The following is a 20,799-nucleotide window of genomic DNA, read 5'->3' on the forward strand; positions in this document are numbered from 1 at the left end:
CACACCCCTCGTTGCCGCTGTAAACGGAAAGCGGTCGGCGCAGTGGTCGGCGTAACTATCATCTCAGTAGTCCGCGCAGAATCAGACGAACGCCGAATTCAGCAGATAGCAAGTCGAGTAGACCCCTGTCTTCCGCTAATTCGAGGCTTGGAGTCCCAAGAGGGAGTACGTCTGAGATTGTCACACGTCCGGTTCGGCGGAAGTTACTTCCCGCCGGTCGGAGAGGAGACACCCCTCGTTGCCGCTGTAAACTGTCAGTTACTGTGTCCGATGACTCAATTGGAGAAAACAGAGTCCTGCCGGGAAAGAAATCTTCGGAGAATTAAACACACTGAGAAAGAACGTGACGTTGGAGAACCAGACGCAGAATCGGGGAAATAGACCGGGAATCGAGAACTAGACGAACAGGTTCTCTGTGCCAAATTTTAGCCGGTCGCGAGACTGCCGCAAATCGCGACCTACGGTCGCTTTGATATTTGCGATTCCATCAATGGACTTTGACGTAGTACCTATATAAAAAGTTGACTATATTGTCGAAGTCGTCACGAAAGAGAAACTCCATTTCCGACCCTTCTTCATCACCCACTCCCACCCCATCCACGTTTACAGCGGCAACGAGGGGTGTGTGCACCATAAAGAAACTCACAAAACCGGCCAACAAAACCGAACGACATTCAACCGAAACCGGTGTCAAAGACGACTCCGTCAACGATGAGTCCATCAACGGCAATTCGGTCAACGACCGGTCAACGACAATTTAGTCGACGACGGCCGTCAGCGAGCGACCCGACTCAGAGACCGGCGTAGGGCCCGCCCTTCGCCTCCGTGAGTCGGTCGACCTGTTCGTCCGAGAGGTCGATGTCGGCGGCCGCGAGGTTCTCGTCCAGTTGCTCGACGGTCCGAGCGCCGACGATGGGCGCGGTCACGCCGTCGCGCTGAGCAACCCACGCCAGCGCGGTCTGTGCGGGTGTGGCGTCCACCTCGTCTGCCACTGCGTCGAGTTCGTCGTGGAGGTCGAAGTTCTCCTCGGTGAGGTAGGCGTCCTCGAAGCGACTCGACTCCGCGGCGCGCGACTCGCCGGTCAGGCCGTCCTCGCGCGAGTACTTGCCGGTGAGGAAGCCCTGCCCGAGCGGACTCCACGGACAGACCGCGAGGTCCTCTTGGCGAGCCATCTCCAGATAGTCCCCCTCGATTTCACGGTCCACGAGGTTGTACCGCGGCTGGAGAACGGTGAACGGCTCCCAGCCCTCGGCGCGGGCGATGGCATTGGCCTTCGCCACCTTCCACGCGTTCGGTCGGAGCGTCGAGGCACCGAGGTAGTTGACCTTCCCCGACTCCACGAGCGCGTTGAGCGTCTTCATCATCTCGCGTGCGGAGGTCTGGTCGTCCCAGCGGTGGATGTAGAGCACGTCCACGTAATCGGTGCCGAGTCGGTCGAGAATCGCCTCGGCGCGGTGCCGGAGGTTCTTCCGGTTGGTGCCCCGACTGTTCGGGTCGCCGTCTCGAATCTGCCAGTAAATCTTCGAGGCGATGGTGAACCGCTCGCGGTCGCGGTCCTCCAACCAGTTGCCGATCCATTCCTCGGCCTTCCCGCCGCCGTACACGTCGGCGGTGTCGATGTAGCGCCCGCCGGCGGCCTCGTAGGCGTCGAGGAGTTCGTAGGCGCGCTCTTCGCCGATTTCGACGTTGCCCTCTTCGGTCTCCTTCCCGAAGCGCCACGTTCCGAACTGAAGTTCGCTCGTCTGGAGGCCGGTCCCGCCCATCTGGACGAAGTCGAGGTCGAGTGACTCTGCGTCTGTCATTCCGTTCTCCGCTAGGCGTGTCGGTTTGAAAAGGATTCAGCAAGCGGCAGGGGACGGGGAGAAGTCCCAAAGCCGTTCGAGAAAGCATCTACCCGCAGTTCCTCACGTCGAAAATGATGTCGCTTTAGACGACAGGTTCTCATCGAGTCGCTGTGGGAGACGGCCGGTCTTCACCGCTTTCGACGTGGCTGACGAAACCCTCTGCTCGTGGGAGATTTCCTCTCGCTCGGGAACCGTCACGACAACCTAAACCTTCCCTTACCACGACAAAATATTTCCCTAAGAAATGAAAATGCGGGCGACCGGACACGAGCGTCCCATCGCCCGCGTACCTCATCGTTGACCGCGACCGACCGTGTCGGCGAGACCCGCGAGCGAATGTCGGGAAGGCACGCAAAGCGGACGACGGTGCGGCACGCGAAGCAGATACCGGCGAGGCCTGCGAGCGGATGCCAGGAAGGCACGCGAGATGTGCGTCGTGGGACGGGACTAGCCCCACGAGGACACGCACGTTTCGACCGGGTTCGGCGTTCACTCGCGAACGCCACCAGTCGATAGGGCCGCCCTTCACTTTCCTATGCGGTTCGTAAACCCGTCCGCGATGGCGAAGTCGCCACCTGTTCGGCGACTCAATCGCAGTCGAACGAGACCTGTCCGGCGAGGGAATTGCGGTCGGACGAGGCGCGAACACCTGCCCGAATCATCCATCTCACGGAGGCCGCCCGCTGACCCGAATCACCCGTCTCGGTCGAACTGCGTCTGGAGAAAGAGACCAACGGGGAGGAGATTCAGCGCCGCGACGCCGAGGACGGGCGGCGTCGCTAGCCGCGGCGACGCGACGGCCGCGGCGAGTAGCGTGGCGACGGTCACCGTACTCGTCGCGAGCGCCACCGCGCTGATCCCGCGGCGGGTGGTTCCCGGTGTTACCGAGACCCGAGTGACCGCCTCGAAGTTCGGCCCGGTCGCGACCGACCGGGCCTCGCGGTCGTACCGGACGACCTCCCACTCGTCCAACTTGTCGAGGTGGTGCTGCGAGAGCGAGGTGTAGACGCTCTGGCGCAGGCCGTCGGACGCCGGTCCGTCGTCCGCGACCGAGTCGGCGACGGCGTCGGCGAGGTCGCGGACCGACACGACCGCGCCGTCGCTCGGACCGCGGCCCTCGCGGTTCCGCAGGTGGCGGACGCACGCGCGGCGCCGCGCGTTGGCGAGCAGTTCGTAGGTCTGGTCGTCGCTCAGGTCGCGGGACCCGTCGTGGTCGCTCCGACCGACGACCGGCCCGGTCTCGTTCGGTTGCGCATTCATCCCGAAGACACGACCGACGAGAGGCGCCTCGCTACCTTATCTATCGGCGAGGTAACGCGCTCGCGCCGATTTCCAACAGTCCCGACAACAGTTGCCAAAACCGAACGCGTCGACGAGTCGCGTCTTCACCTCGAACAGCCGTCTCCGTCACGCTGAACAGTCGTCTCGCGACCCCTCTCGCTGGGTGTCGTCGGCGTAGACCAGTCCCATCTCCATGTCAAAGACGAGCACGCCCGTCGCGTCGAGGCGCTGGAGGTGGTCCCGATACAGCGCCTCGTGAACGTCGCCGTACTCGCGCCCGTCGCCGGTCGCGTGCAGTCGCTCGGCGAGTTGACTCACGCTGACCGGCGCGCTGGCCTCCTCGACGGCGCGACGGACGCGCCGGAGGAGTCTCGCCCGTTCGCCCGTCTCCCCGTCCCGTCCGGCGGCACCGAGCGGACCGCTCGGGAGGTCCGAATCCGGTGAGTTCTGCGGCCGACTCATTCTGTTCGGTCCGTCGGCGCGTTCCGGCTTAAGTATGCGGTGCCGTTGTGGGATTCAATCGGCGTTATCCGCGCCGTACGCCCGACTGGGGCTATTCCGGTTCTCGGGCCCTATGCGGTTGCTAAACGCTCCCGCGACCCACAACGGTCGTCCCGATTTAACTCCCGTCGCTCCCGACGAGACGCCGAGGGAAACACCATGAGCAAGTCCGACACCCCCGCGACGGGGCTGACCACCGAGGAGTTCGAGGCCGCGCTCGCGGACCTGCTACGAACCGCCGACCGGAACGACCTCGATACCCCGGGGTCGCTGGACGTGTCAGGCGGGTCCGGCGGAGCCGAGTGGATGGTCGAGATTACCAGAATCGAGCGGCGTCGCTGACCCGCCGAGAGAACACGTGTGCGAGGATTCAGCCGAAACAACGTGGCGATGAGTCGGGACGCGGACGACGAGTCAGACGGCGCGGACGACCCAGACGACCCGGACGAGTCGAACGGCGCGGACGACGCAGACGAATCGCGGGACGCGGGCGAGTCCAACGAAGCGAGCGAACCTAACGACGCCGACGAATCGGACGACTCGAAGGACGTAGGAGTTCCCCGCAGACCGTACACGCTCTTCGTCCGCGCTCGACTCTCGCACCCGGAACTGCCGTTCGCGCCCGCGCTGGCCGACGCGCCGGGGACGACCGTCAGACCCCGCTCGGCGATGCTCGACGCCGACCGGTTCTTCGTCGCCGGGGTCGGCGACTCGCTTGACGCCTTCGAGGCCGGACTCGCGGCGGACCCGACGGTTGCAGACCCCGCGGTCGTCAGCGAGTCCGGCGACCGCCGCATCTATCGGAGCGACCTCACGGACCGCGGCCGCGAGCGACTGGCCCCGCTGGAGGCCGCCGCGGCGTTCGTCCACGACGCCAGCGGCACCGACGAGGGCTGGACGGTCCGGATGGAACTCCCTGACAGAGATGCGCTCGTCCGCTTCGTCGAGGCGTGTCGCGCGGCCGACGTCGACGTCGACCTCCAGCGAATCACCGATACCGGGGGCGTCGAGCGCCACCACGCGTACGGCCTCAGCGCCGACCAGGAGCGCATCCTCCGGACCGCCTACGAGACCGGCTACTACGACGTTCCCCGGAAGGTCTCTCAGAGCGACCTCGCGGAGTCGTTCGGTCTCTCCACGTCGGCGGTCTCCCAGCACCTCCGGCGCGCGACCGCGGAACTCGTCGGGAGCGCGCTCCTGCCTCGACGCGACCCCGACCCGTGACCGCCGTTCGGCGATACCTACTCGACTCGGGGACCGACTTCGACCCCGTTAGCAATCGCATTACTACGTGGCCGTCTCCCCAACAGTGAGCCATGAACTCGTCCGAAGCGAGCCGTCGCTGTAACGAGGTGCTCGACGCCGTCTCGAACGCGGTCATCACCGAGCGCGAGACGCTCCGAACCGTCCTCTCGGGCGTCCTCGCCGGGGGGAACGTCCTGCTCGAAGACGTGCCCGGAACCGGCAAGACGCTGACCGCCCGGAGTTTGGCGACCGCGCTCGGCCTCTCCTTTTCGCGCATCCAGTTCACGCCCGACCTGCTCCCCGCCGACGTGACGGGGACCGACGTGTTCAACGAGCGAGACCGGGAGTTCGAGTTCGACCGCGGTCCGCTGTTCGCCAACGTGGTCCTCGCCGACGAGATAAACCGCGCGTCGCCCAAGACGCAGGCCGCCCTTCTCGAAGCCATGGAGGAGGGACAGGTGACGGTCAACGGCGAAACCCACCAGCTACCCGACCCGTTCTTCGTCATCGCCACGCAGAACCCAGTCGAGGACGGGCAGGGGACCTTCCCGCTGCCGGAGGCTCAGAAGGACCGCTTCCTCGTGAAGACGAGTCTCGGCTACCCCGAGGAGGAGGGCGAACTCGAACTCCTCGACCGCCGCGACGCCCGCGACAGCAGACACCCGAGCGCCCGGCGGACGCTCGACCCCGCCGACCTCCGGGAAATCCAGTCCCTCGTGGAGCGAATCGAGGTCGACCGGGACGTGAAATCCTACGTGGTGGACCTCGCGCGCGCGACCCGCGACCACGCTCGGACCCGGGTCGGCGTCTCGCCCCGCGGGACCCAGCGCCTCTTCGAGACCGCCAGAACCCGCGCGCTCCTCGACGGCCGCGACTACGTCGTTCCCGACGACGTGAAGGCGGTCGCGCACCCGGTCGTGGCCCACCGACTCGTCCTAACCGCCGACGCCCGCGTGGACGAGGTGACGCGAACCGACGTCGTCGAGGACCTCCTCTCGGAGGTGTCGGTCCCGACGATTGCCCGCACGGCGTAGGCGAGGCCCGAGTCGTGCGGGCCGGTCGCGGTCACTCCGCGCTTCGCTCGTGGTCACTCTGGCGCTTCGATTTCGATGTCGCCGTCCCAGTACGCGGTCACGAGGCAGTCGTTGTACGAAAACGTGAGACATCCGCCACCGGGCCGGAGGTGCATCGTGGGCGTCGGTGCGAACAGTCTGTTCAGGGAGTCTGGGTCGGCCACCTCGTAAGCGGCGAGAGTTCCGTAGGGTCGGTCCCCGTGACCGAGGCGACGGCGGCGACGATGGTGTCGCTGAGTTCGTCGTCGCTCAGCCAGTCGCGTTCGGCGTGAAACGTGGTCGATTCGTCGGTAGTCACTCGCCGTAACTCCGGTGCGTCGTTCACGGCTAAGTCCTCCGTCGTAGTAGAAACCGACCGCTTAAATTTTTAATTTGCCGGCTTTATATTGAAATCACACCGCGATCGGAACTATAACTCGACAGAGGGAATCGAACGCGGTCAGAGCGACACCGAACGCGCCGGAAGCGCCTGGAGCGACACCGAGCGCGACTCGCCTACTCGTGAAGCGCGACGCTGAGGAGGACGACCGCGAGGACCAACAGCGCGAGCGCCGGGAGCGAGAGACCGGTCGAACCGACCCCGTCCACGACGCGCCCCGTCAGCATCGCCGCGACGCCGACGAGACCGGCACTCGCGGCGTGTACGCCCTCGGTGCGCCACGTCGAGGCCGCGCGGCCCAACTGCTCGCCGACGTTGATGGCGTGTTCGCCGAGGTCCCACCCGACGACCGCCGCGACCGCTCCGGCGACCAGCGTCCCCGGCGGGACCGCCTGGAAGACGCCGGTGACGAGGACCGTCACGAGGACGAGGCCCGCGCCGAGTTTCACCAGTCTCCGCGACCCCCGTCCGCGCGCCGGGACCACCCCGGCCCCGAGCGTCAGGACGCCGACCAGACCCGGAAGCACGCGCAGGACGCTCGGCACGTCGCCGGCCAGCACCGCGCCCGCGGCGATTCCGGCGAGCGCGATTGTGCCGCCCGTGCCGAACGCGGCCAGCGACTGCGCTCGCCGCCCCCGCGCCCGGAGTTCGTCGCCCGTCGCCGCCGCCGCGAGACCGACGAGGACGACGCCGACCGCCGGACCGCCCGGACCGCCGACGAGCAGAACGCCCGCCGCGGCGGCGAGACTGGCGACCGTCGCGCTGAGGCGCGTCGGTCGCCGCCCGACCGCGATTCCGTCGCTCGCCGGGGTCGGTTCGCCCGCCCGCTCGCCGGTCGCGGTTCCCGTCATAGCGCCCCCCTGTCGCCCGCCTTGGCGACCGCGGCGGCCAGACCGTCGTCGGTCCCCCAGTCGAGGACGGGAATCTCCCGTCGCCGGAGCGCCGCGATGCGGTTCTCCCGCTCGGTCGCCGCCAGTCTCCGGCCCGGCGTCGCGTCGCCGGTCGCGTCCGGACTGACGACGGTCACGCTGTGGCCGTGGGCCTCCAGCGTGCTGGCCGCCGTCACCGCGTCGTCGTCGCACAGCGGCGTGAGGAACGTGACCTGTGTGTCCGGACTCAACTGCCGCCGGACCCGGGCTACCCGGTCCGCTATCGGTTCTTCGGCGTCGTCGTTCGGCGGCGACGCCGCGAACGCTGAGTGGGTCGCCAGTGTTCGCATCGCGCGCGTCCGGTGGTCGGTCCCCGCGCCCGGCGGAAGCCAGCAGTTCTCGCGGCCGAGCGCCGCCACGCCGACTCGGTTGCGCCCCGTGAGGAGCGACCCCGCGAGTCGCTGGGCGGCCGCGACGCTCCGGACGACCGCGTGGGGTTCGCCCTCGGACGCTCGATAGGCCGGAGCGCGGGCGTCCACCAGCAGGACGACCGAGGCGCTTCGCTCTTCGCGGTACTCGACGGTCGTGAGTTCGCCGGCGCGGGCGAACCGCTTCCAGTCGATGCGACTCATCGCGTCGCCGCGCCGGTACTCGCGGGTCTGGTGGAACTCGACCCCGACGCCGCCGTGGTCGGTCAGCAGGTCGCCAGCGTCCTCGACGGCGAGGTTCCGGCGCGGCGGCGCGCCGCCCGCCACGGTGCAGTCGATTTCGGTCTCTGCGGACACCGTCGTTTCGACCTCGCGCTCCCCGCTCGGGTCGCGGACGACCGCTGTCGCGGGGTCGAACCCGTGCTTGCCCTCGTCGGTCTCGACGGCGTACTCGAAGGTCGCCTCGCCGCCTGGTCGGAGCGGACCGCCGTACCGCGGCGACCCCGACGTGACCGTCAGCGCGGGCGGCACCCCGTCCACGACGCGAAGGTCGAACAGCGTCTGGTCGCCGGCGTTCCGGACCGTGACACTCACTTCGACCGTCTCGCCCGGCGAAGGTGCTCGCTCGCTCAACCGACGCTCGATTTCGAGGTCCGGGGTCTCGGGCGGCGCGGGCGAGAGTCGCGGGTACGCCGCGAACGCGACCCCGACCACGGAGACGAGGACGAGGTCGGGCCGGTCGGCGACGAGTCCGACGCCTCCGACGAGCAGCGTCACCGCCACGACGCCCCGCCAACGACGAGTCTCGGTCATCGCTCGACCTCCGGTCGCCGATTCAGTTCGCGCTCTCGCTGCTCGTTCTCTCTCCGCCTATTCCCTCCCCGCTCGCTCTCTTTCCGCACGTCTCCTCTCGGCCCGTTCGCTCCTCGCTCGTCTTCTCTCTGCTCGCTCCGCTCGCGTTCGAGCAGTTCCGCGACGGCCCGCCGAGCGCCGCGCCTGCTCCACGGTTCGGCGCGGGCCAGCGCCAGCGCGCGGGCCTCGACGCCGGGCCCGTTCCCGGCGAGGAACGCGGCCGCCTCGCGATCGTCGGTCCACGTCCCCGCGTCGAGGCGCTCCTCGGCCTCCTCGCGGGAACACTCGTCCCGGCGAACCCACGTTTCGACCGCGACGGTCCGGAGGCGCTCGCGGAGGGCCTCGCGGCGCTCGTCGCCGACGACCGGCGCGAGCGCGGTCCGACTCGCGAGCGCGTCGTCCACCGCGTCGCCCGCGACCGGCGCCGTCACCGGACGCTCGGGCGTCGGCGTCTCGGTCTGTCGGAGCGCGCCGCCCCCGCCGGACGCCAGCACGGACGCGGCGACGAGCAACCCGACGCCCGCGAACGCGGCGACCACGAAGTAGTCGTTGCCGAGCGCGGTCAGCATCGCCCCGACGGCCCCGCCCGCGGGACCGCCGCCGAGCGCGAGCGCGCATCCCAGCGCCACCACGCCGGCGCCCCCGGAGACGACCCGATAGCGCTTCACTGCCGGACCTCCAGTTGCGAGCGCACGCTGTCGAGGGTCCGCTCGGCGCGCCGGCGGCGCTCGTCGGTCACACGAGCGCCGCCGTACCGGACTTCCTCGAACAGCGCGGTCAGTTTCCGGGCGGTCTCGTCGTCCACGCCGCGGCGCTTCGCCGCCGCCGCGCACTCTCGGGGCGTGAGGTCGCGTCGGTCGGCGAGGTCGAGTCGCTCGACCATCTCGAACCACGCCGCCGCGATATCGTTCTGCGGGTCGGGTTCGCGGTCGGCCGCCGCTTCGCTCTCGTCGCCGTCCTCGGTCTCCCCCGGCGAAATCCGGGCGAGAATCCGGTCGCGGTACCGGACCGCCGCGCCGAACAGCACCGCCAGCACCAGATACGGGAGCAGGTTCGACAGCAGGTCGAGCAGGTCCCGCAGGAGCGACAGCAGGCGTTCGAGCAGCGTCTGGTCGCGAATCCCAGTCCCGTTACCTTCTCCGGACTGGGAGTTCGCTCCGCCGCTCTGTTGCATCTCGTTTCCGCTGCCCCCGGACTGCTTGCTGTGTTGGTTCTCGCCGCTTCCTGCGGCTTGGTCCTGTCGTCCCCCGTCACCGCCGGACGCCGACCGAGTGAAGTCGCCGTTCTCCGCGGCGTCGCCCGCTTTCGCCGCCTGCACCTTCTCGTCGCCGGAGGACCCCGACTCAGACGAGGCGTCCTTCCCGGACCCGGACTGGCCGGAGGCCGACCGGCCGCCGTCGATGGCGTCGTCGAGTTTCTTGGCTTGCCCCGTCCCGATTGGGACCTTGTCGTAGTCGAAGTTCGTGACCTCCTCGGGGTCGGTCGAGACCGTCGAGTCGAGCGTGGTCGAGGTCGCGCCGATTGCGAGGACACAGCAGAGCGCGACGACGACCGTGAGGACCGAGTCGGCCTTCATCCTCGCGCTCGAAGGTTCTCCGAGCGTATCGTTCGGCGAGCGGTTCCGTGCATTCTCTGTCCGGTCGGAAGGGGCGTTCGGGGTTAATTATGACGCGCTTAAGCCGGTCATAGGTCGCGGATAATAATCCTGTCCCGGTCCCGTCTCCGAAGTATGCCCGATACACTGGCAGGCGGAGGAGGTCGTCGCCGCGTCGTGGCTATCGCGCTGGTCGGATTACTCGTCGCTTTCTCCGGGTGCGCCGGGTTCGGCGGGGGCGTGTCAGACGGCACTTCGACCGAGAACGGAACGACTACCGCGGGTGAACCGACCACCGAACCGGCGACGGGCGAATCGACCGTGGTGAACGGCACCGATGAGACGACTACGGCGAACGACAGTACCGGAACGACCGCGACGAACGACAGTTCGGAGACCACCGCCGGTGACGGCCACAGTCACTCCCACGGCGGAGAGACGACCGACTCCGAAGGCTCCGACGACGGCGGAAACGACTCCGAGAGCGCGAACGCGACCGGAGACCTCTCGGGTAAGATGACGGTGGTCGTCGCCGGGACCGAACTCCCGCTCGACGAACTCTCCTCGGGCGACCGGGTGTCGATAGCGGCCGACGACGAACACTCGTGGCGAGCGAACTCCTCGCTCACGCTCGCGGCGGCGCTGTCCTCGTTCGGCGTCGAGGCGAGCGCGGACGCCGTGAGCTACGACGGCGAGACCTACCGCGAGGCGACGAACGGCACCGAAATTCACTACCGAGTGAACGGCGAGGAGGTCGACCCCGAGTCCTACACGCTCGGCGACGGCGACCAGATTTGGGTGACCGTCGAGACGGCAGACGCGAACTACTCGGTGCCCGGCACGTACATCGACGCCGACCAGCAGCACATCCACGGCCCGATGACGTTCGTCGTGGACGGCGAGAAGGTGGACTTCAGCGCCGAGCGGTTCCAGTCGGGCCACCGCCACTTCCACTTCGAGGGCGGTCACGCGAACCCGTGGCACGCCCACTCGTGGAGCGTCACCCTCCAGTACGGACTGAACACCCTGTCCGGTATCAACGTGACCGACGACTCGGTGACGTACAACGGTACGACCTACCGGCGTGGGGCCGCCAACACGTCGGTCTCGATTACGGTGAACGGCGAGGCGGTCGACCCGAGCGAGTACTTCCTGAAGGACGGCGACGAGGTGCGCGTCGTGGTTGAGAAGGACGACTCGTAGCCGACCCCGCTCTCTTCTGGCCACCGAGTACGGAATCCTTGATTTAAAAGCTGGCCATGTGAACGACAGCAACCATTTGGGGCGGCCAGAAGACTTTTCTACGGTTCATTCCCGACGAACCGTGGAAAATATGACGACACGGACACCTAAATCTGACTACGACTCCGAGGCGGCGGAACGCGACGAACTTTCCGAAGACGGCGACGCTGCACGAACCATCTCTCGACGGGGCTATCTCGCGTCTCTGACTAGGGCGGGCCTTCTCGGGGGCGTGTCTCCCGCGCTCGTCGGGCGGGCGAGCGCAGCCTCGACCGACCGAATCGAACAGTTGAAAGACCAGTACAGCACCGTCGTCGACATCGCCGACGCTGGCGCCGACGACACCGGCGCGGAATCGATAACCCCAGTTCTCGATGCTCACGCGGGCGACGACACGCTGTTCGTCTTCCCGCAGGGTCGCTACCGGATGAACGAGGAGTTCCGACACTGCGGCTACGACCACTTCGGGATGGTGGGCGACGACGCCACCATCGTCCCCGGCGACTATTACGAGTTCGAGGGGCCGAACCGGCGACTCTTCCGACTCGGGGTCTACCACGACCCCGGCCGGGACCTGCACGTCGAGGGCCTCACCGTGGACCAGACGGCCCCCGACACCGGTATCCGGGCCATCGAGGCGCAGGTCTCGGACGGACTGACGGTCCGGGACGTGGACGTGGTCGGCAAGCACGACAGCGGCACGTGGGGTCCGGCGCTCTTCGACGTAATGGACCCCGACGGGACCGGCACGGTCGAGGGGTTCCGCGCGCCCGCCGGCGGCGAGTGGGTGTCGAACACGCCCAACGACGGCGACCTCTGGCGCGGGCCGACGGGCATCATGGTCAGTCGCTACCACGAGGGGACGGTCGAACTCGTCGACTGCCAACTCGGGGGCTTCCCCGACAACGGCGTCTACGCCGGAAACGCCAAGGGGACCGTAATCGTTCGGCGCGGCGTCTTTCGCAACAGCCACGCCAGCAGTCTCCGCATCGGCGGCCACCACAGCAAAATCGTGGGCGCGACCGTCATCGTGGACGACAACCCCGACCACTTCGACAACCAGCGCGGGATTCGCCTCGACCAGGGTTCGTGGCTACAGGTCCTCGACTCGACGGTTCGACTCGACAAGCCGACCGGCAACGGCATCACGGTCCTCGACGACGTGGAGTCGGCAAAAATTCACAACTCCTCGGTGATTCAGCGCACCGACCGCACGAACCAGGCCATCGTCGTCGAGGACGAGGCCGGTCCGACCTACGTCCAGAAGGTCCACGTCGACATCCACGGGAGCGGCAATGCCGTCGAAATCAAGGGCGGCGACCGACCCGGCGAGGTCGGCGTCTCGGACGTTCGGGTCACCGGTCCGGCGTCCGGGAGCGTCTTCCGGAACGCCATCCGGTGCGAGCGAGCGAACTGCGAGTTCCGAGGACTCGAAATCGACCAACCGGGGAGCGACTACCGGCGCGCGCTCGAAATCAACGCCGACGACTGCCTCGTCTACGGGGGCACCTTCGAGACGACTCACCACCCCATCGTGGTCAACGGAACCGGCGCGTGGATAGAGTCGGCCTACGCCGAGTCGTACTCGGACTACGAGGCGCTCCGACTCAACGAGTCGAGCGCCGACGTCAAAGTGAAGGACAACACGCTGGTCGGCGGCGTCCTCGACGTGGGGTGCGAGGGCCTCACGATGTACGGCAACGAGACGTAACCCGGGAGTTCGACGCGGCGGTTCGGCCCGGCTTACCCGCCGGATAATAAAGCACGACGGGTTCCTGAGTTCCCGTCGATGGAGTCACGTCCCGCACGCGGATACCTCGACCTGCTGGTCGCGTTCGGCCTGCTGGCGGCGGCGGCCGCCGCGACCGCGCTCTCGCTCGACGGCATCGCCCGCTTCGTCCTCCTGATTCCGACGGTCGTGTTCCTGCCGGGGTACGCCGTCGTCGCCCTCGTCTACCCGACCCGCGGGTCGCCGCCCGAGGAGTCGACCATCGGGCCGACAGGCACCGGTCTCCGAACGGCGTTCTCGCGCGGCGACCACGGCATCGGCGGCGTCGAGCGCGTCGTCCTCGCGGTTCTCTGGACCGTTATCGTGGTTCCGGCGGTCGCACTCGCGGTCCACTTCTCGCCGTTCCCCATCGCGGCGCGGCCGATTCAGGTCGGCGTCTTCGGCGCGACGGCCGTCCTGCTGGTCTGCGCGGCGGTGAGTCGCGCCCGACAGTCCCCGGACGACCGGTTCGCGCCCGGCGTCCCCTCGCCGTCGGACCTGTTCGGCGAGTCGTCGTCCGGGTTCCGGACCGGTTCGCCGACGCTCGGGACGCCCTCGAAGGCCTCCCGCCCGTGGTCGGGGATACTCGTCGCGGTGAGTCTGCTCGTCCTCGCGTCGTCGGTCGGGTACGCGCTCGTCGCGCCGCCCGCCGACGAGGGGTTCACCGAACTCTACGTCCAGTCAGGAAACGTCACCGACGAGACCACCGCGCTCTACCCCTCGACGCTGACCCGCGGCCGGTCCCAACCGCTCGACTTCGCGGTCGTCAACCGAGAGGGTTCGACCGTCGAGTACGGCTACGCGGTCGAACTCCAGCGCGTCGAGCGGTCCGGCGCGGCGGGCGCGAACGCGTCGGTCGCCGACGACGGTTCTGCCGGTACGAAGGGCGCAAACGACTCGGTCGAAGTCGTTGCCGAGACAGAGGTGGACCGCGGGAGCTTCGAACTCGCCGCCGGGGAGACCCGGAACCTAACCGCGCAAATCACCCCGCAGGCGACCGGCGACGACCTCCGAATCGTCGTCCTCGTCTACCGCGGCGACCCGCCGCAGGACCCGAGTCTCGACACCGCCTACCGGTCGCTCCGGCTTCCGGTCGAAGTCGCGGCCGGCGGCGACGGCGCGAACGGTAGCGCCGCGCGCCGGACACCGCGAGTCCCGCGGGGAGACGGCTGATGTGGCCGTGGGAACACGCCGCCTTCGGCTACCTGCTGGTCTCGCTGTGGTGGCACCTCCGGCGCGGCGAGTCGCCCGACGGTCGAATCGCGCTCGCGGCCGGATTCGGCGCGGTCTTCCCCGACCTCGTGGACAAGCCGCTCTCGTGGACGCTCGGGGTGTTTCCGTCGGGTTACGCCGTCGCCCACTCGGCGTTCGTCTTCCCGGCGTTCGCGGCGGCGCTCTGGTTGGCCGCCCGGCGGCGAAACGCGGCGGGGGCGGCGACCGCGTTTCTCGTCGGCCACGCCTCCCACCTCGCCGGCGACGTGGTCTACCCCTTCCTGCTGGGCGACGAGTTGGCGGTCGAGGCGGTGCTGTGGCCCGCGGTCGTCTCGTCGGCCTCGCCGACCGAGGCGGGCCTGGTCGCCCGGACGCTGTTCTACCTCCGAGCGTGGCTGGTCCGACTATGGGCGCTCGAGTTCGGTCCCCTGCTCGCCTTCGAACTCGCGCTCGTCGGGGTCGTCGCCGCGGTCTGGTTGTACGACGGCGCGCCGGTCCTCGCGGAGTGCCGGACGCTGTTGGCGGGTCGGTCCGAGTAGCCCGTCGGCACGGTGCGAGTCGCGTCGGGACGGTGACGACTTTTCTCCCGAAATCCTGCTTGGCAACTGTTGTGCAACCGTTCAGCGCCGGAAACGGTCGCCCCGATATAACGGCGCCTCGCGAGACTGCCGAGGTGGATGTCTCCCGAAGACGACACTCCGAAACAGTCGAGTAGGCGTCGATTTCTGGCGACCGCCGTCGCCACAGCGACCGCCGCGACGGCCACTTCGTCGGCGGTCACCGGGTCGAAAGCAACTGCGCCGGGCGAACTCTCCAGTCGCGGCGCGGCCCTGTCCAGCGAGTACGACACCGTCGTCGACGTGACCGAGGCCGGCGCGGACGACACCGGGAACGAACCGATCAACTCGGTACTGAATCGGCTCTGCAACGACGGAGCCACCGACACGCTGCTCCGGTTCCCGCCGGGGACCTACGCGATGGACGAGATGTTCCGACTCGTCGCGTACGACCGCGTCGGGTTCGTCGGCGACGACGCGACCGTCGTGCCGACCGCCGACTTCGACGACAGCGCGCCGTGGCTGTTCCGCCTCGGCGTCCTCGCGGACCCCGGCCGAGACCTGCTGTTCGAGGGCTTCACGTTCGACTTCACGGCCCCCGACACCGGGATGCGGGCGCTCGAAGCCCAAGTCACCGACGGACTCGCCGTCCGCGACGTGAACGTCGTCGGCTTCCACGACGGCGGCACGCTCGGTCCGGCGATGTTCGACGTTCTCGACCCCGACGGGTGGGGTACCGTCGAGCGGTTCCGCGCGCCCGACGGCGGCGCGTACTCCGCGAACACCGACGGGAACATCGCTGTCGGGCCGACCGGCGTGCTGGTGAGTCCCTACCACCGCGGCACGCTCCGTCTGCGGGACCTCGAAGTCGGCGGCTTCCCCGACAACGGTCTCTACGCGGACACACCCGACGGCCGGGTACTGGTCGAGGGCGGACGCTACCGGAACAGCAACGTCGCCAGCGTCCGCGTCGCGGGCGACGGAAGCCGCGTCCGGGGGACTCGCATCGAAGTGACACACAACCGACCGGAGGACGTGAACCAGCGCGGCCTCCGCCTCGACGCGGGCGCGGACCTCCGAGTCGAGAACGTCGGCATCGAACTGACCCGGCCCAACGGCTACGCGCTCTCGGTCCAAGACGAGGTGGAGTCGGCCCGCATCGAAGGGGTGAACGTCGCGGTGGCGGACCGACCCAACACTGCGATGGTGGTCGCGCCGACCGCGAACCGCGTCACCGTCGCCGACAGCGAGATTCACCTCGGCGGCGGCGGGTACGCTCTCGCCGCCTTCGGCGACGCGCCCGGCCCAGTGGTCGCCCGGAACCTGTCGGTCTACGGGTGGGCGACCGGCGGCGCGGGACGCCCGGCCGTCCTCTGTCACCGCGACCACTGCGAGTTCCACGACCTCGCGGTGTACCAACCCGGCGAGGACCGCCGCGCCATCGACGTTCGGGGCGACGACTGCCTCGTCTCGGGCGGGACCTACATGGCGAGCGACACTCCGCTGTACAACACCGGTTCGCGGACCCGGTTCGAGGGCGTCACCGCCGACTCGTGGGGCGACTCCCCCGCGCTCTACCTGCTCGACGGCGACGGCGTCGAGGTGGTCGACTGCGACCTCTCGGGCGGCGTCCGGACCGGCGGTGGCACCTTTGCCACTCGAAGCGGTAATTCGACGTAGAAGCGAGCGATTTCCCCATCCCGACCGACGCGGCAAACGACGACCGCGACGAATCGACTCGTCGCGGCCGACCGCTCTCGGCGTCTCTCGTTCACTCTCGCTCAGGTCAGCCTTTCCCGATGTCGCTTATTCGCCCTCGCTACCTCGGTCGTCGTCGCTCGCGGGGTCGCACTTCGGCGGTTCGTCGCCGCCCTCGACTCGCACGGTCCCGGAGGCGGTCTCCGTTCTCCCGTTCTCGCCGACCGCCGTAACCGTGACGCCGTAGCTACCTCTCTCGTCGTAACTGTGTTCGACCGTCCGGTTATCGGTGGTCTCGTCTGCGTCGCCGTCGCCGTCGAAGTCCCACTCGTAGGTCGCGTTCTCGCCGTCGTCCGCGAAGCCGCTGGCCTCGAACCTCACCGTCTCGCCGGGGTTGACCTCCTCGGCCGAGACCGAGAGCGCGCCCTCCGAGCGGTTCACGCCGTCGCCCGACCCGTCGCCGTCGTCCGGCGAATCGTCGCCGTCCGACCCGTCGCTCCCCGAACAGCTACCTTTTCGGATAGTGACGGGTTCGCCCTTGTCGAGTGCGAACTCCTCGCCGGTGCCCGAGCGGAGGTGCCACTCCTCGACGTCGTCGGTGGCGAACCGCCACGGATTGCTCCGGTTCCGGTAGGCCCACGAGTTCTCGCCCCACTCGGCGTCGACGGTGATGGCGTCGAACTCGCCGGAGATACCGCGGACCGCCGCGCCGTCGGTCCGGCCGTCGCCCCACATCCAGTGGAGCGTGGAGTTGGTCTCGCCGTGGACGAAGTTGTCGTCGCGGTTCGGGTAGTCGTCGTCCTCGACGGCCCACACGCGGTCGGCGGGTAGGCCGGAGACCGAGAAGGAGGCCGCGCCGCCCCGCGACGAGTCGAGTTCGTCGTGGAGCATTACGAGGCTCAGTCCCTGTTCGCCCTCGTAGACGAAGAGGTGACTGACCTGATTCTGCTGAATCGCTCGGGACCGCTCGCCGTACGACCCGTACAGCGTGCCTGCCCCCGACCGGTAGCCGTAGAACTCCGAGACGGTTCGGTTCCCGTCGCCCAGCGCCGTGATTTCGTAGCACTCCTCGCCCTGCACGACGTGGAACGTCTGCCCGGCGGTTCCGGCGTTTCCGGCCGTCCGGTCTTCGTTTCCGGCCGTTTCGTCGGTAGTTCCGACATCGACTGTCCCCGAACCCGCTCCGGGTCCGGTGGCGACCGCTCCGAACGACGAGACGAGCAGGAGCGCGACGAGCAGGACGCTCGTCGTCTTCGCGGTCGTCACGTCGAGGTTCCTCCGCTGAGTCGCGTCGCTCTATCTCCGCAGCGCCGCGTCGTGTCGTTTCTGCGGGTTCGCGTTGTGCTGTCTCTGCCGAGTCGCGTTTCGTGGTCCGTGTGCGTCGAACGTATCATGTCGAGTTGGCTGTCGTGAAGCTCGAATTCTCGCGCGTTGCGTCGGTCGTACTCGGTGATTCGGTCACGGCATCGAACTCCACGTTCCGGGGTAGCGATATTTACTATCCGACGTCTAAGCCGTTGGAAGGCGGGGTCTACGGCCTGCAACGGTCGAAATCTTTCTCGGGCGCGGTCGGCCGCTCCCCGCCGATTCGACTCCCGCCCGTGACGCCTCGTTCCTCGACACCGTCGCCTTGCACCCGACTTAGCCGGTCGGTAGTAATGGCCGTCGGGTGCCTACGTCCCGAGAAGATGCCCACAGTTTCGGTCGTCATCCCGACGTACAACCGTGCGGAACTGCTGACCAGAGCCATCGACAGCGTCCTCGCTCAGACCTACGACGACTTCGAACTCGTCGTCGTGGACGACGGTTCGACCGACGACACCGAGGCGGTCGTCACCGGTTACGACGACGACCGGGTGCGCTACCTCGCCCACGAGACCAACCGCGGCGCGAACCCGGCGCGGAACACCGGCATCGAGGCCGCCGAGGGCGAGTACGTCGCCTTCCTCGACTCGGACGACGAGTGGCGACCCCGAAAGCTCGACGCCCAACTCGACCGACTCTCGGGCACCGGCGACGAGTGGGTCGCGGTCTACTGCGACTACGAGGTCACGGTACCCGGCGCGTCCGGACTGATTCGAGAGGCCGCCGCCGACCTTCTGGCGACGGACGACGGAGAGGCGGTCGTCGAGGGCGGCGAGGACCTCGTCGGCCCGACGCTGGCCGACACGCTTCACACCGGGGCCGGGTCGACGCTGCTCGTCCGGACCGAAGTCGCCCGCCGAATCGACGGCTTCGACGAGGACCTCGACTGGTTTCAGGACCCCGACTTCCTGCTCCGGGTCCTGCTGGAGGGGAACCTCGCGCACGTCCCCGAACCGCTGGTCGTGCGCCACTACTCGGGGTCGCCCGACGCCGACACCGCCGCGGCGGCCGACGAGGAGTTCCTCGACAAGCACGCCGACTCGGTCCGGCGCGCCGAGCGCGACGGCTACGACGTTCGGGGCGCTCACGACCTCGTCCTCGCCAAGTACTACCTCCGGGAGGGCCGGTTCCTGCGAGGGCTGGCGAAGCTACGGACCGCCTCGGCTGGCCCGCGACAGGTTCCATCGCTCGCGTGGTTCGCCGCGACCGGGAGTCGGCGCGGGCGCTCGGCGATGCTCGCGGCGCTCGCGATGGCGGTGCTGGTCGCTCGGCGGAGTCGGTAGCGGGTCCGAGTCGGTTTCGTACTTTCGCCCTTATTTTGGAAACACAGAGTGAGCTTTGGGACGTAGAAATATTTCTCAGGAGTGGGTAGAAACTGCTAACAGCGGTATCGAGTTATTCGTGTAGAAATGCGCTCACGCCCCGTTTCGACGAAACCACTCGAACGACGAGGTGTCCGTCGCGTCAAATCCGGAAAACGTCCAATCGCGGAAAACGGGGGAACGCCACCCGGACCGAGAAACCGTTCGACGGACTCGACTACCAGAACTGACCGCCGACGAGGCGACCGAGCAGACTGTCGGTGTCGGAACTGTCGTCGGTCCCGTTCGCGGTCGTCGTCCGGTTCGTCGTGGTCGTCGTCCGGTTCGTCGTGGTCGTCTCGTCCAGATTTATCATCGACTCGGTCGTGGTCGTCGTGCCGTTCTCCGTCGCAGTTCCATTTACCGTCGTCCCGTTCATCGTGGTCGTGCCGTTGGGGGCCGTCGTGGTGTTCCCGGCGGTCCCGTTGGTCGTTCCGGCGTCGGCGGTGACGGTCGTCTCGGCGAACGACGACAGTTTGCCTTCGACCTCGTAACTCGGCGTGCCGACGGTGACGGTGTCGGACCCCGAGACGGACCCGGACGCGAACTCGACGGCGTAAGAGCCGTCGGCGGCTATCTCCGCGCCCGCCACGCGGTCGGTCCGGCTATCGTAGACGTAGGCGACGCCGCCGGCGTCGCCGCTGTCGGTGGTGCCCTCGACCGTCCACGTCTTCGCCGTCGCCGGAACGCCCGACCCGGCGGTCGGGTAGTCCGCCACCTTCCACGCCTGAAAGCCGTTCTGAAGGGCGTAGACCTCCTCGAAGCCGTCGTCGATGAGATTGGCCGCGCGCTCGACGGCGAGGTGCGTCGGGCAGTGGCAGTAGGTTATCACCCGGTCGGAGTCGGGCCAGTCGTCGGTCGGGTCGTCGCTCCCGCCCTTCGGCGGCGGACTCCGGACCGCGCCGAGGACGTGCGAGACCTCGTAGCCGTACTTCGCTCTGGCGTCGACCATGCGCGCCTCGCGCCGGGCGTAGAGGTTGTACGCCACGTCGAGCGGAACCAGCGGCACCTCGACCGTCGAACCGCTCTCGGCCTCCTCGCTTACTGTGGGGAACGAATCGGCGTCGAACTCCGTCGCCGACGGCCGGTCGTCGAACTCCGGCGGGTAGCCGTCGTCCGGGGTCTGGTCCGTCGGGTAGTCTTCGGCGCTCTCGGTCGTCTCCTCGCCCGCGGTGGTCGTCTCTCCGCCGTCGGTCGTCGTGGCGTTCGCGGTGGTCGTCCCGTCCGCGGCGGTCGTCGTCCCATCGCCCGAGTCCGCGCCGGACTGACACCCGGCGAGCAACGCGGTCGCGGCCGTACCGGCCGTCAGGAGGTAGCGCCGTCGGGTCGTGGATTTCGAGTCCATACCCACCGCTCCGGGCGGAGGGCAGTTTATTATCTGCCGGGTATGCGCCGCGTAGCAGGTGGATAGTAACTGACGAGTGCCTGTCGAGTCGGCGCGAGGTGGGCTCGGCGTGCGGCGGTTTTCGCCGACCGTTCGCTCCCCGCGCTCCGGGAGTCGCGGAGGTCTACGGGGAACGGTATCGTCCG

The 20,799-nt window shown here is 68.2% G+C and carries 18 protein-coding genes and 1 pseudogene; 9 read left to right on the forward strand and 10 right to left on the reverse strand.

Going from position 1 to position 20,799, the window contains the following annotated elements; translation table 11 throughout:
* Window positions 1-791: 791 nt before the first annotated feature.
* The 3 genes from M0R89_RS20415 to M0R89_RS20425 all read right to left on the reverse strand — a co-directional run bounded on the left by M0R89_RS20415 (window position 792) and on the right by M0R89_RS20425 (window position 3,587).
* On the reverse strand, window positions 792-1,802 hold the full coding sequence (locus M0R89_RS20415) for an aldo/keto reductase (protein WP_248652867.1): 1,011 nt from the start codon (window positions 1,800-1,802) through the stop codon (window positions 792-794).
* 735 nt (window positions 1,803-2,537) lie between these two features.
* Window positions 2,538-3,104 carry a DUF7344 domain-containing protein gene (locus M0R89_RS20420; RefSeq protein WP_248652868.1) on the reverse strand — a complete coding sequence of 189 codons (567 nt, stop codon included), beginning with the start codon at window positions 3,102-3,104 and terminating at the stop codon, window positions 2,538-2,540.
* 147 nt (window positions 3,105-3,251) lie between these two features.
* Window positions 3,252-3,587: a hypothetical protein gene (locus tag M0R89_RS20425; RefSeq protein ID WP_248652869.1), complete on the reverse strand. Its 336-nt coding sequence runs from the start codon at window positions 3,585-3,587 to the stop codon at window positions 3,252-3,254.
* A gap of 198 nt (window positions 3,588-3,785) precedes the next feature.
* On the opposite strand from M0R89_RS20425, the gene M0R89_RS20430 reads away from it, so the two are divergent.
* The 3 genes from M0R89_RS20430 to M0R89_RS20440 all read left to right on the forward strand — a co-directional run bounded on the left by M0R89_RS20430 (window position 3,786) and on the right by M0R89_RS20440 (window position 5,905).
* A complete protein-coding gene (locus M0R89_RS20430; protein WP_248652870.1) occupies window positions 3,786-3,968 on the forward strand; it encodes a hypothetical protein in 183 nt (60 codons plus the stop codon).
* Window positions 3,969-4,016: 48 nt separating this feature from the next.
* Window positions 4,017-4,850 (forward strand): helix-turn-helix domain-containing protein, encoded by an 834-nt coding sequence (locus M0R89_RS20435; protein ID WP_248652871.1) that lies wholly within the window; start codon window positions 4,017-4,019, stop codon window positions 4,848-4,850.
* Window positions 4,851-4,942: 92 nt separating this feature from the next.
* Window positions 4,943-5,905, forward strand: coding sequence for an AAA family ATPase (locus M0R89_RS20440; protein ID WP_248652872.1), 963 nt, complete (start codon window positions 4,943-4,945; stop codon window positions 5,903-5,905).
* Between the two features lie 53 nt (window positions 5,906-5,958).
* Here the strand turns inward: M0R89_RS20440 and M0R89_RS23485 are convergent.
* From M0R89_RS23485 to M0R89_RS20470, 5 genes and pseudogenes are all read right to left on the reverse strand, one after another.
* Window positions 5,959-6,269: pseudogene (locus M0R89_RS23485) on the reverse strand (HalOD1 output domain-containing protein).
* Window positions 6,270-6,439: 170 nt separating this feature from the next.
* The gene (locus M0R89_RS20455) at window positions 6,440-7,174 is read right to left on the reverse strand and encodes a DUF7519 family protein (RefSeq protein ID WP_248652875.1); all 735 of its coding nucleotides are present in this window, start codon (window positions 7,172-7,174) and stop codon (window positions 6,440-6,442) included.
* Window positions 7,171-8,433 (reverse strand): DUF58 domain-containing protein, encoded by a 1,263-nt coding sequence (locus M0R89_RS20460; RefSeq protein ID WP_248652876.1) that lies wholly within the window; start codon window positions 8,431-8,433, stop codon window positions 7,171-7,173. The genes M0R89_RS20455 and M0R89_RS20460 overlap by 4 nt, the downstream gene beginning before the upstream one ends.
* Complete coding sequence (locus M0R89_RS20465) at window positions 8,430-9,140, reverse strand: DUF7269 family protein (RefSeq protein WP_248652877.1); 711 nt, start codon at window positions 9,138-9,140, stop codon at window positions 8,430-8,432. Before M0R89_RS20465 ends, M0R89_RS20460 begins: the two co-directional genes overlap by 4 nt.
* Complete coding sequence (locus M0R89_RS20470) at window positions 9,137-10,048, reverse strand: DUF4129 domain-containing protein (protein ID WP_248652878.1); 912 nt, start codon at window positions 10,046-10,048, stop codon at window positions 9,137-9,139. Before M0R89_RS20470 ends, M0R89_RS20465 begins: the two co-directional genes overlap by 4 nt.
* A 153-nt stretch (window positions 10,049-10,201) precedes the next feature.
* Here M0R89_RS20470 and M0R89_RS20475 point away from each other — a divergent pair, with 153 nt between their 5' ends.
* The 5 genes from M0R89_RS20475 (at window position 10,202) to M0R89_RS20495 (ending at window position 16,525) form a co-directional block, all read left to right on the forward strand.
* Window positions 10,202-11,269 (forward strand): hypothetical protein, encoded by a 1,068-nt coding sequence (locus tag M0R89_RS20475; RefSeq protein WP_248652879.1) that lies wholly within the window; start codon window positions 10,202-10,204, stop codon window positions 11,267-11,269.
* Between the two features lie 130 nt (window positions 11,270-11,399).
* Window positions 11,400-13,019: a hypothetical protein gene (locus tag M0R89_RS20480; RefSeq protein WP_248652880.1), complete on the forward strand. Its 1,620-nt coding sequence runs from the start codon at window positions 11,400-11,402 to the stop codon at window positions 13,017-13,019.
* A 78-nt stretch (window positions 13,020-13,097) separates the two neighbouring features.
* Complete coding sequence (locus M0R89_RS20485) at window positions 13,098-14,249, forward strand: DUF1616 domain-containing protein (RefSeq protein ID WP_248652881.1); 1,152 nt, start codon at window positions 13,098-13,100, stop codon at window positions 14,247-14,249.
* The gene (locus tag M0R89_RS20490; protein ID WP_248652882.1) at window positions 14,249-14,827 is read left to right on the forward strand and encodes a metal-dependent hydrolase; all 579 of its coding nucleotides are present in this window, start codon (window positions 14,249-14,251) and stop codon (window positions 14,825-14,827) included. The genes M0R89_RS20485 and M0R89_RS20490 overlap by 1 nt, the downstream gene beginning before the upstream one ends.
* Window positions 14,828-14,965: 138 nt before the next feature.
* Window positions 14,966-16,525: a right-handed parallel beta-helix repeat-containing protein gene (locus M0R89_RS20495; RefSeq protein ID WP_248652883.1), complete on the forward strand. Its 1,560-nt coding sequence runs from the start codon at window positions 14,966-14,968 to the stop codon at window positions 16,523-16,525.
* Window positions 16,526-16,651: 126 nt separating this feature from the next.
* Here the strand turns inward: M0R89_RS20495 and M0R89_RS20500 are convergent, their stop codons facing one another.
* The gene (locus M0R89_RS20500) at window positions 16,652-17,809 is read right to left on the reverse strand and encodes a PKD domain-containing protein (protein WP_248652884.1); all 1,158 of its coding nucleotides are present in this window, start codon (window positions 17,807-17,809) and stop codon (window positions 16,652-16,654) included.
* A 422-nt stretch (window positions 17,810-18,231) separates the two neighbouring features.
* On the opposite strand from M0R89_RS20500, the gene M0R89_RS20505 reads away from it, so the two are divergent.
* Window positions 18,232-19,191, forward strand: coding sequence for a glycosyltransferase family 2 protein (locus M0R89_RS20505; RefSeq protein WP_248652885.1), 960 nt, complete (start codon window positions 18,232-18,234; stop codon window positions 19,189-19,191).
* A 256-nt stretch (window positions 19,192-19,447) separates the two neighbouring features.
* On the opposite strand, the gene M0R89_RS20510 is transcribed toward M0R89_RS20505, so the two are convergent.
* A complete protein-coding gene (locus M0R89_RS20510) occupies window positions 19,448-20,614 on the reverse strand; it encodes a rhodanese-like domain-containing protein (protein WP_248652886.1) in 1,167 nt (388 codons plus the stop codon).
* Between the last annotated feature and the right edge of the window lie 185 nt (window positions 20,615-20,799).

This window comes from Halorussus limi (assembly GCF_023238205.1).
Taxonomy (GTDB): domain Archaea; phylum Halobacteriota; class Halobacteria; order Halobacteriales; family Haladaptataceae; genus Halorussus; species Halorussus limi.

Excerpts from the sequence above, each read along its gene's own strand:
- M0R89_RS20505 (WP_248652885.1), top strand. The coding sequence starts at position 18,232 with ATGCCCACAGTTTCGGTCGTCATCCCGACGTACAACCGTGCGGAACTG.
- M0R89_RS20430 (WP_248652870.1), top strand. The coding sequence starts at position 3,786 with ATGAGCAAGTCCGACACCCCCGCGACGGGGCTGACCACCGAGGAGTTC.
- M0R89_RS20495 (WP_248652883.1), top strand. The coding sequence starts at position 14,966 with ATGTCTCCCGAAGACGACACTCCGAAACAGTCGAGTAGGCGTCGATTT.
- M0R89_RS20510 (WP_248652886.1), bottom strand. The coding sequence starts at position 20,614 with ATGGACTCGAAATCCACGACCCGACGGCGCTACCTCCTGACGGCCGGT.
- M0R89_RS20480 (WP_248652880.1), top strand. The coding sequence starts at position 11,400 with ATGACGACACGGACACCTAAATCTGACTACGACTCCGAGGCGGCGGAA.
- M0R89_RS20470 (WP_248652878.1), bottom strand. The coding sequence starts at position 10,048 with ATGAAGGCCGACTCGGTCCTCACGGTCGTCGTCGCGCTCTGCTGTGTC.
- M0R89_RS20490 (WP_248652882.1), top strand. The coding sequence starts at position 14,249 with ATGTGGCCGTGGGAACACGCCGCCTTCGGCTACCTGCTGGTCTCGCTG.
- M0R89_RS20420 (WP_248652868.1), bottom strand. The coding sequence starts at position 3,104 with ATGAATGCGCAACCGAACGAGACCGGGCCGGTCGTCGGTCGGAGCGAC.
- M0R89_RS20475 (WP_248652879.1), top strand. The coding sequence starts at position 10,202 with ATGCCCGATACACTGGCAGGCGGAGGAGGTCGTCGCCGCGTCGTGGCT.
- M0R89_RS20455 (WP_248652875.1), bottom strand. The coding sequence starts at position 7,174 with ATGACGGGAACCGCGACCGGCGAGCGGGCGGGCGAACCGACCCCGGCG.
- M0R89_RS20440 (WP_248652872.1), top strand. The coding sequence starts at position 4,943 with ATGAACTCGTCCGAAGCGAGCCGTCGCTGTAACGAGGTGCTCGACGCC.
- M0R89_RS20435 (WP_248652871.1), top strand. The coding sequence starts at position 4,017 with ATGAGTCGGGACGCGGACGACGAGTCAGACGGCGCGGACGACCCAGAC.
- M0R89_RS20425 (WP_248652869.1), bottom strand. The coding sequence starts at position 3,587 with ATGAGTCGGCCGCAGAACTCACCGGATTCGGACCTCCCGAGCGGTCCG.
- M0R89_RS20415 (WP_248652867.1), bottom strand. The coding sequence starts at position 1,802 with ATGACAGACGCAGAGTCACTCGACCTCGACTTCGTCCAGATGGGCGGG.
- M0R89_RS20485 (WP_248652881.1), top strand. The coding sequence starts at position 13,098 with ATGGAGTCACGTCCCGCACGCGGATACCTCGACCTGCTGGTCGCGTTC.
- M0R89_RS20460 (WP_248652876.1), bottom strand. The coding sequence starts at position 8,433 with ATGACCGAGACTCGTCGTTGGCGGGGCGTCGTGGCGGTGACGCTGCTC.